This window comes from Streptomyces sp. HP-A2021, assembly GCF_022807935.1.
Lineage (GTDB): Bacteria > Actinomycetota > Actinomycetes > Streptomycetales > Streptomycetaceae > Streptomyces > Streptomyces afghaniensis.
This window is the reverse complement of sequence record NZ_CP094344.1, coordinates 2,758,114-2,771,234: the sequence shown is the minus strand read 5'-3', so window position 1 is coordinate 2,771,234 and position 13,121 is coordinate 2,758,114. Positions and strand designations below refer to the sequence as shown.

General features: G+C 70.2%; 15 protein-coding genes. 4 read left to right on the top strand and 11 right to left on the bottom strand.

Annotated elements, in window-relative coordinates:
• Window positions 1-3 precede the first annotated feature (3 nt).
• A complete protein-coding gene (gene recX / locus MQE23_RS12530) occupies window positions 4-894 on the top strand; it encodes a recombination regulator RecX (RefSeq protein ID WP_243379200.1) in 891 nt (296 codons plus the stop codon).
• A 61-nt stretch (window positions 895-955) separates the two neighbouring features.
• Here the strand turns inward: recX and MQE23_RS12525 are convergent, their stop codons facing one another.
• The 8 genes from MQE23_RS12525 to MQE23_RS12495 all read right to left on the bottom strand — a co-directional run bounded on the left by MQE23_RS12525 (window position 956) and on the right by MQE23_RS12495 (window position 7,387).
• The gene (locus tag MQE23_RS12525) at window positions 956-1,378 is read right to left on the bottom strand and encodes a rhodanese-like domain-containing protein (RefSeq protein WP_243382612.1); all 423 of its coding nucleotides are present in this window, start codon (window positions 1,376-1,378) and stop codon (window positions 956-958) included.
• A gap of 17 nt (window positions 1,379-1,395) precedes the next feature.
• The gene (locus MQE23_RS12520; RefSeq protein WP_279345141.1) at window positions 1,396-1,983 is read right to left on the bottom strand and encodes a cysteine dioxygenase; all 588 of its coding nucleotides are present in this window, start codon (window positions 1,981-1,983) and stop codon (window positions 1,396-1,398) included.
• Between the two features lie 100 nt (window positions 1,984-2,083).
• Window positions 2,084-2,155 (bottom strand): putative leader peptide, encoded by a 72-nt coding sequence (locus MQE23_RS43645; protein WP_309544753.1) that lies wholly within the window; start codon window positions 2,153-2,155, stop codon window positions 2,084-2,086.
• Between the two features lie 108 nt (window positions 2,156-2,263).
• Window positions 2,264-3,871, bottom strand: coding sequence for an FAD-dependent monooxygenase (locus MQE23_RS12515; RefSeq protein ID WP_243379199.1), 1,608 nt, complete (start codon window positions 3,869-3,871; stop codon window positions 2,264-2,266).
• A 176-nt stretch (window positions 3,872-4,047) separates the two neighbouring features.
• Window positions 4,048-4,944: an amino acid ABC transporter permease gene (locus tag MQE23_RS12510; protein ID WP_243379198.1), complete on the bottom strand. Its 897-nt coding sequence runs from the start codon at window positions 4,942-4,944 to the stop codon at window positions 4,048-4,050.
• On the bottom strand, window positions 4,941-5,606 hold the full coding sequence (locus MQE23_RS12505; protein ID WP_243382608.1) for an amino acid ABC transporter permease: 666 nt from the start codon (window positions 5,604-5,606) through the stop codon (window positions 4,941-4,943). The genes MQE23_RS12510 and MQE23_RS12505 overlap by 4 nt, the downstream gene beginning before the upstream one ends.
• Window positions 5,607-5,693: 87 nt before the next feature.
• Window positions 5,694-6,530, bottom strand: coding sequence for a glutamate ABC transporter substrate-binding protein (locus tag MQE23_RS12500; protein WP_243379197.1), 837 nt, complete (start codon window positions 6,528-6,530; stop codon window positions 5,694-5,696).
• Window positions 6,531-6,610: 80 nt separating this feature from the next.
• A complete protein-coding gene (locus MQE23_RS12495) occupies window positions 6,611-7,387 on the bottom strand; it encodes an amino acid ABC transporter ATP-binding protein (protein WP_020276296.1) in 777 nt (258 codons plus the stop codon).
• A 290-nt stretch (window positions 7,388-7,677) separates the two neighbouring features.
• Here MQE23_RS12495 and MQE23_RS12490 point away from each other — a divergent pair, with 290 nt between their 5' ends.
• Entirely contained in the window at window positions 7,678-8,364 is a 687-nt protein-coding gene (locus MQE23_RS12490; protein ID WP_010034790.1) for a response regulator transcription factor, read from the top strand.
• Window positions 8,365-8,373: 9 nt separating this feature from the next.
• Complete coding sequence (locus MQE23_RS12485) at window positions 8,374-9,777, top strand: HAMP domain-containing sensor histidine kinase (RefSeq protein ID WP_020276295.1); 1,404 nt, start codon at window positions 8,374-8,376, stop codon at window positions 9,775-9,777.
• A gap of 34 nt (window positions 9,778-9,811) precedes the next feature.
• On the opposite strand, the gene MQE23_RS12480 is transcribed toward MQE23_RS12485, so the two are convergent.
• A complete protein-coding gene (locus tag MQE23_RS12480) occupies window positions 9,812-10,813 on the bottom strand; it encodes a TAXI family TRAP transporter solute-binding subunit (RefSeq protein WP_020276294.1) in 1,002 nt (333 codons plus the stop codon).
• Window positions 10,814-10,911: 98 nt separating this feature from the next.
• Between MQE23_RS12480 and MQE23_RS12475 the strand changes: the two genes are divergently transcribed.
• A complete protein-coding gene (locus tag MQE23_RS12475) occupies window positions 10,912-11,319 on the top strand; it encodes a MazG nucleotide pyrophosphohydrolase domain-containing protein (RefSeq protein ID WP_243379196.1) in 408 nt (135 codons plus the stop codon).
• An 85-nt stretch (window positions 11,320-11,404) separates the two neighbouring features.
• On the opposite strand, the gene MQE23_RS12470 is transcribed toward MQE23_RS12475, so the two are convergent.
• Window positions 11,405-12,628 carry a cation:proton antiporter gene (locus MQE23_RS12470; protein ID WP_243379195.1) on the bottom strand — a complete coding sequence of 408 codons (1,224 nt, stop codon included), beginning with the start codon at window positions 12,626-12,628 and terminating at the stop codon, window positions 11,405-11,407.
• A gap of 4 nt (window positions 12,629-12,632) precedes the next feature.
• The gene (locus MQE23_RS12465) at window positions 12,633-13,118 is read right to left on the bottom strand and encodes a TrkA C-terminal domain-containing protein (protein WP_020276290.1); all 486 of its coding nucleotides are present in this window, start codon (window positions 13,116-13,118) and stop codon (window positions 12,633-12,635) included.
• Between the last annotated feature and the right edge of the window lie 3 nt (window positions 13,119-13,121).

Here is a 13,121-nt window from a genome sequence, read left to right as displayed (position 1 = left end):
CCCGTGACACGACGAACCGACTGGGCGGAGTACGAGTACGTCGCCTCCGGTGCCCCACGGGGGAGGGGCACCGGAGGAGAGACGGGCTCGGCCGCGGACGGTGAGGACGGGCACGGGGACGACCGGCTGTACGGAGACGACGGGCCGTTCGGAGACGACGGGCTGTTCGGAGACGACGGGCCGTTCGGCAAGGCCTCCCAGGGCAGCGGCTCATCCGACAGAGGCTCATTGACCGGAGCCGCACGCGGAGGCGGCTCATCCAGGGACGGCTCGCGTGGCGATGGGCCGCCTGGCGGGCGCGGACGTGGGCGTCGCCGGCGCGGCTTCGGCGCGGCGGATGCCGAGGACGGAGGTTCCCTCTCCTCGTCGAGGGCCGAGCAGGGGGAGCCTCCGGGGGACCCGGTCGAGCAGGCTCGGGCGATCTGCCTGCGCCTGCTCACCGGGACCCCGCGGACCCGCAAGCAACTCGCCGACGCCCTGCGCAAGCGGCAGATCCCGGACGACGCCGCCGAGGAGGTGCTGTCGCGGTTCGAAGAAGTCGGCCTCATCAACGACGGTGCCTTCGCGGACGCCTGGGTGGAGTCGCGGCACCACGGCCGAGGGCTGGCCCGGCGTGCCCTCGCCCGGGAGCTGCGGACCAAGGGCGTCGACTCCACGCTGATCGAGGAGGCCGTCTCCCAGCTCGACTCCGATCAGGAGGAGGCGACCGCGCGGGACCTGGTCGCGCGCAAGCTCCGCTCCACTCGTGGGCTGGACCGGGACAAGCGCCTCCGCCGCCTCGCGGGCATGCTCGCCCGCAAGGGCTACTCCGAGGGCATGGCCCTGCGCGTGGTCCGGCAGGCGCTGGAGGAGGAGGGCGAGGACACGGAGTTCCTCGGGGACGAGGGGATCTGAGGCGGGGTCTGAGGCGAGGGCGAGACCCTCGTGGGGCCGCGCCCGCTGCCGAGCCCCGTCGTCACACCACCGGAAGCCCCGCCGCCCGCCAAGCCTGGAACCCGCCGACCAGGTCGGTGGCCCGGTGCAGTCCCAACTGGTGCAGGGACTGAACCGCCAGGCTGGAGGCGTACCCCTCGTTGCAGAGCACGACGACGCGCAGGGCGTGGCTCGTGGCCTCGGGGAGACGGTGGCTGCCCTGCGGATCGAGTCGCCACTCCAGCTCGTTGCGCTCGACGACGAGGGCGCCGGGGATCAGGCCGTCCCGTTCACGCAGGGCCGCGTAGCGGATGTCCACCAGCAGCGCGTCACCGTCCAGGGCGGCCTCGTACGCCTCCTGCGGTTCGATCCGCTCGTAGCCCGCCCGTACGCGCTCCAGCAACTCGTCGATGCCGACGGGACGCTGGACACCACCACCACGGCTGCTGCCGTTGCCGTCGCTCACCCGCTCGTGCGTCGCGCTCACTGCCAGTCCTCCGGTCGTTCCACCTGTTCGAGCCGCAGGATCGACCCGCTGCGGCTGTAGCGGCGGATCTGCGGCAGGGGCGGGTAGTAGGCGTGGACGGAGATCGCGTGCCGGTCGGGGGACTCGTTGAGCACCTCGTGGACGTGGTGGCGGCCGAAGGCGCGGCCCTGGCCCGACGGCAGCCGGCGTTCACGATCGACACCGTCGGTGAGTTCCAGGGTCTTCCAGCCGTCGGTGGGCAGCCGCGCGGCGAGCGAGTTCTCCTTGAGCTCGCCCGACGCGGTCAGGAAGGCGCCGACGGAGTCGGCGTGGTCGTGCCAGCCGGTGCCCGTGCCGGGCGGCCAGCCGATCAGCCAGGCCTCGCTGCCGCCGGGCCCCTCCAGCCGCACCCAGGTACGGCCTTCCGGGTCGAGCGGCAGGGAAGCGATCAGCTCGGTGTCGGCGGCCGTACGCCGCACGAAGTCGAAGAGGTCGGCCTGCGTGGGCGCTGAAGCGGCGGACGAGGCGGAAGAGGAGCCGTCGGAGGATCCATGCGCGGAGCCGGAAGAGAAGACAGCGGGGGATGGGGAAGGGGATACAGACACGGGTGCCGTCCTGGAGGTCCTGATGAGGGTTCGCGAATCAGGCGCGTCGGCCGCGGCAGACAGAGCGCGGCGCGCGCCCATGAGGAAGAGAGATGCGAAGTCAGCAGGACGGGCGACACACGCAGCCCGCATAGCGGACGAGGTCCATATGGACCCTCCGCCACAGGCGCACACAGGTGTCGGTCACGCATCGGAGTACACCATGGCCACCCGGACCGGTCAACTCACTGTCACCATGCGGACGCACGGTGACAGTGAGCACGTCACCGCGATGTCGACGTCAGCGAGAGCCGGCCGACGCGCCGGCTTCGGCCTGTGCCTTCACCGGTCCGCCCACCGTGGCTTCCGCCGCCGCGTACAGGTCTTCCGGGCGCACTCCGCTCAGCGAGGTGACGAGGTGCCCGTCGGGGCGCACCAGGAGCACCGTGTGCGCGGCAGCACCCGGATAGCTCTCGGCGACCAGCAGTTCGGCCGGGTGCGGCAGTGCCGTGACCGCGGCCGCGAGCCGGGGCATGATGCCGGCGCTGACCCAGTGCTTGCGTTCCCACACACCCGTGCCAGGCGCGATCAGCACCACGAGCAGGGCGCCGCGGCCGAGCCGGTCCCGCAGCCGTACGAAGGTGCCGTCCTCCGCGGTGACCCGTACGTCGGTGACCGGCGCTCCGGGCGGTGTGTCGACGGGGGTCTCTCCTTCGAGGCGTCGGGGCGCGAGGGGCGAGTCAGCGTACGCCCCCGGCGCGCCGAGCTGGCCGTACCCCAAGTGGCCGTCCGTGAGGAGCGCGTCATGGCCTCGGGACGAGCCGGGGACGTACGAACGCAGGCCTCCGCCGCCGCGCAGCAGCGGCAGCGCCTGGTCGGCGGCGCGCAACCGGGCGGCGACGACCGCCCGGCGCTCGGTCTGGTAACTGTCGAGGAGCGCCTCGTGCGGCCCGTGGTGCCAGGCCACCGCCAGCTTCCAGGCGAGGTTGTCGGCGTCCCTGAGGCCCTCGTCGAGACCGTGCGTGCCCAGCGCGCCGAGCAGGTGGGCCGCGTCCCCGGCGAGGAAGACCCGGTCGGCGCGCCAGCGGCGGGCCAGGCGGTGGTGGACCGTGTGGACTCCGGTGTCCAGCAGTTCGTACGGCGGGGTCGTGCCGCCCGCCCAGCCGGCCAGGGTCTCCCGGATGCGGGTCAGCAGCAGCTCGGGGGTGACCAGGTCCTTGCCGGGCGGCAGGAGCCAGTCCAGACGCCAGACGCCGTCCGGCAGCGGGCGCGCGGTGACCTCGCCGGCCGAGGGGCCCGACATGCGCCACGGCGGCATGCGGTGCAGCAACGCCTCGCCGTGCCACGGCAGTTCCGTACGCAGCGCGGCGACGGCGTGACGTTCCACCGCCGTACGGCCCGGAAAGCGGATGTCCTGGAGTTTGCGCACGGTCGAACGGGGGCCGTCGCAGCCGACCAGGTAACTTCCGCGCCACCAGGTGCCCTTGGGGCCGCGGGTGTGGGCCGTGACGCCCGAGGACTCCTGTTCGATGCCGTCGAGCCGGCTCTCCACCGCGACCCTGACGAGCCGTTCGCCGGAGAGGGCCGCGCGCAGGGCGCCGGTCAGCACGTGCTGGGCGATGTGCAGGGGAGCGGGCTCGGTGCCGTCGAAAACGATCTCGCGCATCACCTGCTTGCGCCGCATCGACCGCCATCCGGCCCAGTGGGCGCCGGCCCGGGACAGGGGCACGCCGGTCAGCCGTTCCACGAGAGCGGCGGTGTCCTCGCGCAGGACGACGGTGCGCGCCGCACGGGGTTCGTCCTTGCCCGGCCCCTCGTCGAGGACGACGCACGGCACCTCCTGACGTGCCAACGCCAGGGCGAGCGTGAGCCCGACGGGCCCCGCTCCGACGATGATCACCGGGTCCACGGCGCGGCGCCCCCTGCCCGTGGTGTTGTCCTGAGAGACGTAGGTGAACAGGAAGTTGGAGCAGGGTGCACGATCACAGAACGTATGCAACCCATTGCCGGTGCTTGCGTCAAGTGACCAGGGGCAGTGGCGATCATGCCACTGCCCCTGAGTGTGTCATGTGGGTTGACCGAGTGTCAGGTGGTGCCTCCGGCGCCGGTCCCGGCTGTGCCGGCGATCTCCGCGTCGCCCGCGCCCACGACCGCACCCGTCGACTTCTTGGCCCGCCGCAGTCGGCGCTCCAGCCAGCTCGCGAAGGAGGTCAGGGCGAAGTTGAGCGCGATGAAGATGACTGCCACGACCGTGAAGCTGGCGATGACGTTCGCGCCGTAGTAGCCGCTCATCGTGTTCGCCGAGGCGAGCAGTTCGGGGAAGGTGAGGACCGCGCCGCCGAGGGCGGTGTCCTTCACGATCACGACCATCTGGCTGACGATGGCCGGCAACATCGCGGTGACCGCCTGCGGCAGCAGGATGAGCCGCATCTCCTGGTTCTTGCGCAGACCGATCGCCATGGCCGCCTCGGACTGGCCCTTGGGCAGGGACAGGATGCCCGCGCGGACGATCTCGGCGAGGACAGAGGCGTTGTACAGCACCAGGCCGGTGACGACCGCGTACAGCGGACGGTCGTCGGACGAGACGTTCGTGTACTCGGCGAACAGGGCGAGCCCGAAGATCATCAGGATCAGCACCGGGATGGCGCGGAAGAACTCGACCACGGCTCCGGCCGGTACCCGGATCCAGGCATGCTCCGACAGTCGGGCGATGCCGAAGACAGCGCCGAGCGGCATCGCGATGATCATGGCGAGCGCGGCGGCCTTCAACGTGTTCTGCAAGCCGGGCCAGATGTACGTCGACCAGGCCTCGGTGCCGGTGAAGAAGGGCTCCCACAGCACCCACGCGAGCTGGCCCTTTTCGTCGAGGGTCCTGTACACCCACCAGAGCAAGGCCGCCAGGGCGACCAGGAAGACCACTGTGAACAGGACGTTGCGCCGCTTGGCGCGAGGCCCCTGGGCGTCGTAGAGAAGGGAACTCATCGCTTCACCGCCACCTTCTTGCCCACCCAGCCGAGGATTAGACCGGTCGGCAGCGTCAACACCACGAAACCGAAGGCGAAGATCGCGGAGATCAGGAGCAACTGGGCTTCGTTCTCAATCATTTCCTTCATCAGGAACGCCGCTTCCGCCACACCGATCGCCGCGGCCACAGTGGTGTTCTTCGTCAGCGCGATCAGTACGTTCGTCAGCGGGCCGACCGCCGAGCGGAACGCCTGCGGGAGCACGACAAGTCCCAGCACCTGCGAGAAGCTGAGGCCGATCGCCCGGGCTGCCTCCGCCTGGCCGACCGGCACCGTGTTGATACCGGACCGCAGTGCCTCGCACACGAAAGCCGAGGTGTAGACGATCAGACCGAGTACAGCGAGCCGGAAATTGGTGTCCTCGACGCCCTGCGCGCCCAGGCTGACGCCCAGGGTCTGGAACAGGCCCAGCGAGGTGAACAGGATGATCACAGTCAGCGGAATGTTCCGCACGAGGTTCACATAGGCGGTCCCGAAGCCCCGCATGAGCGGCACCGGGCCGACGCGCATGGCGGCCAGCAGGGTGCCCCAGATCAGGGAGCCGACGGCCGAGAGCAGGGCGAGCTGCACCGTCGTCCAGAAGGCTCCCAGGATGTCGTAGTCACTCAGAAAGTCGAACACGATCTCCCGCGCTTCCGCGTATAGGGATGTCCCGGTGCGCCGCCCCGGAGGACGGCGCACCCGTCAGACGTTGCCTCAGCCGTTGCGTCAGCTCTTGATGTCGCCGATCTTCGGCGCGGGCTCGTTCTTGTAGTTGGCCGGACCGAGGTTCTTGTCCACGGCCTTCTGCCAGGAACCGTCGGCGACCATGTCCTCGAGGGCCTTGTTGATGTCGGCCTTGAGGTCACTGCCCTTCTTGACGCCGATGCCGTAGTTCTCGTTGGTCATCTTGAAACCGCCGAGCTTGAACTTGCCCTTGAACTGGGACTGGGCGGCGTAACCGGCGAGGATCGAGTCGTCGGTGGTCAGCGCGTCGATGGCCTTGTTCTGCAGACCGCTCAGACAGGCCGAGTACGTCGGGTAGGTCTGCAGTTCCGCGTCGGGGGCCAGCTTGTCCTTGACGTTCTGCGCGGAGGTCGAGCCGGCGACCGAACAGAGGTTCTTGTTGTTGAGGTCCTTCGGCGACTTGATCGAGTTGTCGTCGGCGCGGACCAGCACATCCTGGTGCGCGAGCAGGTACGGGCCGGCGAAGTCGACCTTTTCCTGGCGCTCCGGGGTGATCGAGTAGGTCGCGGCGATGAAGTCGACGTCACCGCGCTGGAGCATGGTCTCGCGGTCGGCGCTCTTCGCTTCCTTCCACTCGATCTGGTCGGCGTTGTAGCCGAGCTTCTTCGCGACGTACGTGGCGACGTCGACATCGAAACCGGCGTAGCCCTGCGGCGTCTTCTGGCCGAGGCCCGGCTGGTCGAACTTGATGCCGACGGTGATCGTCTTGCCGCCGCCGGAGTCGGAGCCGCCGCCGTTGTTGTCGCCGCCGCACGCCGTGGCGGTGAGGGCGAGGGCGAACACGGTGGCCGAGGCGGCGGTGACCTTGCGGAGCTTCATGGTGAACATCCTTTGACTTGAGAAGAGATGCGGGCCGTCAAGGGCGGTGACGCAGGTCGCGCAGCGCGCGACCCGCGACGTCAGTGATGCAGGATCTTCGACAGGAAGTCCTTGGCACGGTCGCTGCGCGGGTTGCTGAAGAACTGGTCGGGCGCAGCCTCCTCGACGATTCGGCCGTCCGCCATGAACACCACGCGGTTTGCGGCCGATCGTGCGAAACCCATCTCATGGGTGACGACGATCATGGTCATGCCGTCCCGGGCGAGCTGCTGCATGACCTCCAGCACCTCGTTGATCATCTCGGGGTCGAGCGCGGAGGTCGGCTCGTCGAAGAGCATGACCTTCGGCTCCATGGCCAGCGCCCGCGCGATCGCGACACGCTGCTGCTGGCCGCCGGAGAGCTGTGCCGGGTACTTCTCGGCCTGCGCGGCCACGCCGACCCGGTCGAGCAGGGCCCGGGCCCGCTCCTCGGCGGCGCTCTTGTCCTTCTTGCGGACCTTGATCTGGCCGAGCATCACGTTCTCGAGCACGGTCTTGTGCGCGAAGAGATTGAAGGACTGGAAGACCATCCCGACGTCGGCCCTCAGCCGGGCCAGCTCCCTGCCCTCGGCGGGCAGCGGCTTGCCGTCGATCGCGATCGAGCCGGAGTCGATCGTCTCCAGGCGGTTGATGGTGCGGCACAGGGTGGACTTGCCGGACCCGGAGGGCCCGATGACCACGACGACTTCACCGCGGGCGATCGTCAGGTCGATGTCCTGGAGTACGTGCAACGCGCCGAAGTGCTTGTTGACGCTCTTCAGGACGACCAGTTCTCCGGTCGCGGCCACATCTTCCTTGGCCACCGATACTTCGGTCATCGCTCTCAGGCTCCGTCCTCCTCGGTTTCGGAGGACAGTAGTAACCCTCTACGACCTGCGTCATTACATCTGAGGGGAATCTGAGCATCACGATCCGATAGCAATCGGACACATGTCGTAGCACTTGTGAGCAGCGCTCATATCGGCCGGGTAACGGAAGCTCTCCGCAACCGGAACCCTCTTGACGCCGTCCTCATCCATCAGCGTGACTGCACAAGGTGCACGCGCGCGCGTGCACGCGTTTTTGTACACAGATAGATCGTACGGCCAGTGAACCGAAGGGGGCCCGGGTGAGACTGCTGCTCGTCGAGGACGACAACCACGTCGCCGCCGCCCTGTCGGCGGTGCTGGCGCGGCACGGGTTCGACGTCACGCATGCGCGCAGCGGCGAGGAGGCCCTTCAGGCGCTGGTGCCCGAGGTCGACGGCTTCGGTGTCGTCCTGCTCGACCTGGGCCTGCCCGACCAGGACGGATACGAGGTCTGCGGCAAGATCCGCAAGCGCACCAGCACGCCGGTGATCATGGTCACCGCACGCTCCGACGTGCGCTCCCGCATCCACGGCCTCAACCTCGGCGCCGACGACTACGTGGTGAAGCCGTACGACACCGGGGAACTGCTCGCCCGCATCCACGCCGTGAGCCGGCGCACCTCGCACGAGGACACCTCCAGCGGCATCGAGACCGAGCTGCGCCTCGGCCCGGTGCACATCGAACTGCCCACGCGCCGGGTCAGCGTGGACGGAACGGTGATCCAGCTGACCCGCAAGGAGTTCGACCTCCTGGCCCTGCTCGCGCAGCGGCCCGGGGTGGTCTTCCGCCGGGAGCAGATCATCAGCGAGGTGTGGCGGACCAGCTGGGAGGGGACCGGGCGCACCCTGGAGGTGCACGTCGCGTCCCTGCGCGCCAAGCTGCGGATGCCGGCCCTCATCGAGACCGTACGCGGAGTCGGCTACCGGCTCGTCGCGCCTGCCGGATAGCGGGGCCGAGTGCGCACTCGTCTGCTCCCGCTGCTGATCGTCCTGATGGCGGCCGTGCTGCTCGCGCTCGGCGTCCCGCTCGCCGTCAGCCTGGCCGGCGCCCAGCAGCAGAAGGTCGTCGTCGACCGGATCGACGACACGGCACGCTTCGCGGCTCTCGCCCAGTTCGTCACCGACTCGCCCACCGGAACCGCCAGCGCGTTCGAGAACGAGCGCCTGGCCACGCTCAGCCGCGAACTCGACAGCTACTACACGGTCTACGGCATCCGAGCCGGTGTCTTCTACCGCAGCGGCAGTGCCATGGCCCACGCACCCGCCCGGTGGTCCCTGCCCAAGGAGGGTGAGGTACGCGACGCCTTCGACGAGGCGCTGCTCAGCCGCCGCAGCCACGACCCGCGGCAGGTGTGGCCCTGGCAGCGCCGCAACCTCGTGGTCGCCTCGCCGGTCATCCGGGACGGTGACGTCGTCGCGGTTGTCGTCACCGATTCGCCCACCGGGCAGCTGCGCTCGCGCACGCTGCATGGCTGGCTGGTCATCGGCGCGGGCGAGTTCGCCGCGATGCTGCTGGCCGTCGGCGCCGCCCTGCGGCTGACCGGCTGGGTGCTCAAGCCCGTACGGGTGCTGGACGCCACCACCCACGACATCGCCACGGGGCGGCTGAAGTCCCGGGTCGCCGCCGCCGGCGGTCCGCCGGAACTCAGGCGCCTGGCCCGGTCGTTCAACGAGATGGCGGACAACGTCGAGGACGTGCTGGAGCAGCAGCGTGCCTTCGTCGCCGATGCCTCGCACCAGCTGCGCAACCCCCTCGCGGCGCTGTTGCTGCGCATCGAGCTGCTCTCCTTCGAGCTGCCCGAGGGCAATCAGGAGATCGCTTCGGTCCAGTCCGAGGGCAAGCGCCTCGCGCAGGTCCTGGACGATCTGCTCGACCTGGCGCTGGCCGAGCACACCGAGGCCGATCTGAAGATCACCGACATCGGCGAGCTCGCCGCCGAACGGGTCGCGGCCTGGTCCCCGACCGCCGAGGCCAAGGGCGTACGCCTGGCGGGCGACTGCCCGCCGACGACCGGATGGGCCGACCCGGTGGCGCTGTCCAGCGCGCTGGACGGGATCATCGACAACGCGGTGAAGTTCACGCCCGAGGGCCGGACCGTCGAGGTGACCGTCGCCCCGAACGGCGACACCTCCACCGTCGTCGTGACCGACGAGGGGCCGGGCCTCACCGACGAGGAACTGGCCCGCATCGGCGACCGCTTCTGGCGCAGCAGCCGCCACCAGAACATCAAGGGCTCGGGCCTCGGACTGTCCATCTCACGGGCACTGCTCGCGGCGGGCGGCGGTTCGATCGCGTACGACCATCACGAGCCGCACGGGCTGAAGGTGACCGTGACGGTGCCGAGGGTCGGACCGGCGTAGCGAAGCCGGAGCCCGAGGCGAGGTCGAAGAAGGGCTATGGCTTGACGGACCGGTAGTAGCGCCGGGCCCCGTCGTGCAGCTTGAGAGGGTCGGTGTAGATCGCCGTGCGGACGTCGACCAGCTGGGCGGAGTGGACGGTCGAGCCGATGCCGTCCCGGCTGTCGATCACCGTACGGGTCAGCCACTCGGTGAGCCGGGGGTCCATGTCGTCGCGGGTGACCAGCAGGTTGGACACCGCCAGGGTGGGGACCGGGTCGCCGCGCTGGATCGTGGGGTAGGCCGACTCCGGCATCTTGGTGGCGCGGTAGTAGCGCGTGGCACCGCCCTGGTCGTGCAGTTTGGCCACGAGGCCGACGTCGATCGGCACGAAGCGGAAGGCCGACGCCGACTTCTTCGCCAGCCGGCTGAGCCCGTCCGTGGGCAGTCCGCCGGACCAGAAGAACGCGTCGAGACCGTGTCCCAGCCGTTTGGGCCCGGTGTCGATGCCGTCCGACGACGGCTTGATGTCCTTCTCCGGGTCGATGCCGGCGGCCCTGAGCACGCCGTTCGCGATCAGCCGTACGCCGGAGTTCGGCAGCCCTATGGCCACGCGCTTGCCGCGCAGGTCCGCGACGGAGCGGATGTCCGAGTCCGGCGGGACGACGAGTTGGGCGTAGTCGTCGTACAGGCGCGCGACCCCGCGCAGGCGGTCGGCGCCCGTGCCGTTGTCGAGCTTGTACGTGGCGACCGCGTCGGCCGCGGCGATCGCGAAGTCGGCCTTGCCCGTCGCCACGTCCGCGACGTTCTCCTGCGAACCGGCGCTGGTCAGCAACCGCACCTTCAGATCGGGCATGTCCTTGTCGATCGCCTTGCGCAGGAGGTCGCCGTACTCGTAGTACACCCCCGCGCGCGTGCCCGTGCTGAACCTGATCGTCCCGCCCGGAGGCTCCTCGGCCCAGGGGCGCAGCCACCACAGGAGCAGCCCGAGGACCACGAGGGCGGCGGCGCCGCCCTGGAGGGCCCGGCGCTTGCCGAGAGGGGGGAACGTCTTGGGCATGCGCGAGATCCTGCCAGCCGTGGTGCCCCGCTGACCAGGGGCGGGCTCACACGGTGGGGGTGGGGGGAGTGTCAGTGGCGGCCACTACAGTCGGCCCCATGAGCTCCTCGCCCGCTGACCTGGTCCGTGAATTCCACCTCGCCTTCGGCCTGGACGCCTGCAGCACCCCGACCGAGGTGTCCCCGGAACTCGCCGCCCACCGCGGCGAACTCCTCGCGGAGGAGGCCGCGGAGGTCGCCGAGGTGTCGGTGACGGGCCCGCTCGACCGGCTCGCCCACGAACTCGCCGATGTCGTCTACGTGGCTTATGGCACCGCCCTCGTGCACGGCATCGACCTCGACGCGGTACTGGCCGAGATCCACCGTTCCAACATGACCAAGATCGGTCCCGACGGCTCCGTCTCCCGCCGCGAGGACGGCAAGGTGCTCAAGGGGGAGCACTACGAGGCACCGGATGTGCCGGGGGTGCTGAGGAAGCAGGGGTGGGAACCGGCCGCGGGCGCCTGAGGCGGCGTCCCAGGGCCGACGGCTCACCTCGTCCGGCGGTTGCCCGGCCCGGCAGCGGCTCCACTGTCCGCTTCGGCGCCGCCCCTCAGTCGGCCACCTGCGCGTCCGCCTCCTTGGCCCGCGGCGTCGTCTCCGCCGCATCCTGGTGTGGCTCGCGGCGTCGGGTCCACCAGGTCGCCACGGGCTCCGTGTAGCGCGCGGTGAGCGGGCCGAGGACGACGAGGATGAGGACGTAGGCCGTGGCCAGGGGGCCGAGGGACGGTTCGATACCCGCCGAGACGGCCAGACCGGCGATGACGATCGAGAACTCGCCACGGGCCACCAGCGCACCGCCCGCCCGCCAGCGGCCCTTGACGGAGATCCCGGCCCGCCGCGCCGCCCAGTAGCCGGTGGCGATCTTCGTCAGGGCGGTGACGGCGGCCAGGCCCAGGGCGGGCAGCAGAACGGGCGGGATGCTGGACGGGTCGGTGTGCAGTCCGAAGAAGACGAAGAACACCGCCGCGAACAGGTCACGCAGGGGGCTGAGGAGCGTGTGCGCACCCTCCGCCACCTCTCCCGACAGCGCGATGCCCACCAGGAAGGCCCCCACCGCCGCCGACACCTGGAGCTGCTGTGCCACACCCGCGACCAGGATCGTCAGACCCAGCACGACCAACAGCAGCTTCTCCGGGTCGTCGCTGGAGACGAAGCGGGAGATCACCCTGCCGTAGCGCAGGGCCAGGAACAGCACGAGGCCGGCCGCGCCCAGCGCGATCGCCAGGGTCAGGCTGCCGGCCAGCAGCCCGGCTCCCGCCACCAGCGCCGTGACGATGGGCAGATACACCGCCATCGCCAGATCCTCCAGCACCAGCACGCTGAGGATCACCGGCGTCTCCCGGTTGCCGACCCGGCCCAGATCGCCGAGCACCTTCGCGATCACGCCGGACGACGAGATCCAGGTGACACCGGCCAGGACGACGGCGGCCACCGGCCCCCAGCCGAGCAGCAGTGCCACCGCCGCCCCCGGCAGCGCGTTGAACGCGCAGTCGACCAGACCGGACGGGTAGTGGGTCTTGAGGTTGGAGACCAGATCGCTCGCCGTGTACTCCAGGCCCAGCATCAACAGCAGCAGGATGACGCCGATCTCGGCACCGGTGGCGACGAACTCCTCGCTCGCGCCCAGCGGCAGCAGACCGCCCTCGCCGAAGGCCAGACCGGCCAGCAGGTACAGCGGTATCGGCGAGAGCCGGAAGCGGGCGGCGAACCGGCCGAGCAGGCCGAGGCCGAGGATGATGGAACCGAACTCGATCAGCAGAACCGCGGAGTGCACCGGCTCACTCCCGACCGAGTATCGTCGCGGCGGCGTCGACGCCCTCACGGGTGCCGACGACGATCAGCGTGTCACCGCCCGCCAGCCGGAAGTCCGGCGCGGGTGAGGGGATGGCCTCGGCCCGCCGCAGTACCGCCACGACCGACGCGCCCGTCTCCGTACGCATCCGCGTGTCGCCCAGCACCCGCCCGTTCCAGCGCGAGGTCGCGGCCACCTCGATCCGCTCGGCGACCAGCCCCAGGTCCGTGGTGTACAGCAGGCTCGGGCTGTGGTGGGACGGCTTCAGCGCGTCGATCAGCGACCCCGCCTCCGAACCGGTCAGCCGCAGCGACTGCGCGCAGGAGTCCGGATCGTCGGCCCGGTACACGTTCACCGTGCGCGTCCCGTCTCGGTGCGCCACCACCGACAGATGGCGGTGTTCCCGGGTCTCCAGGTCGTACTGGACCCCGATGCCCGGCAGCGGCGTCGCCCTCAGGCGCGGAGCTGACACGTT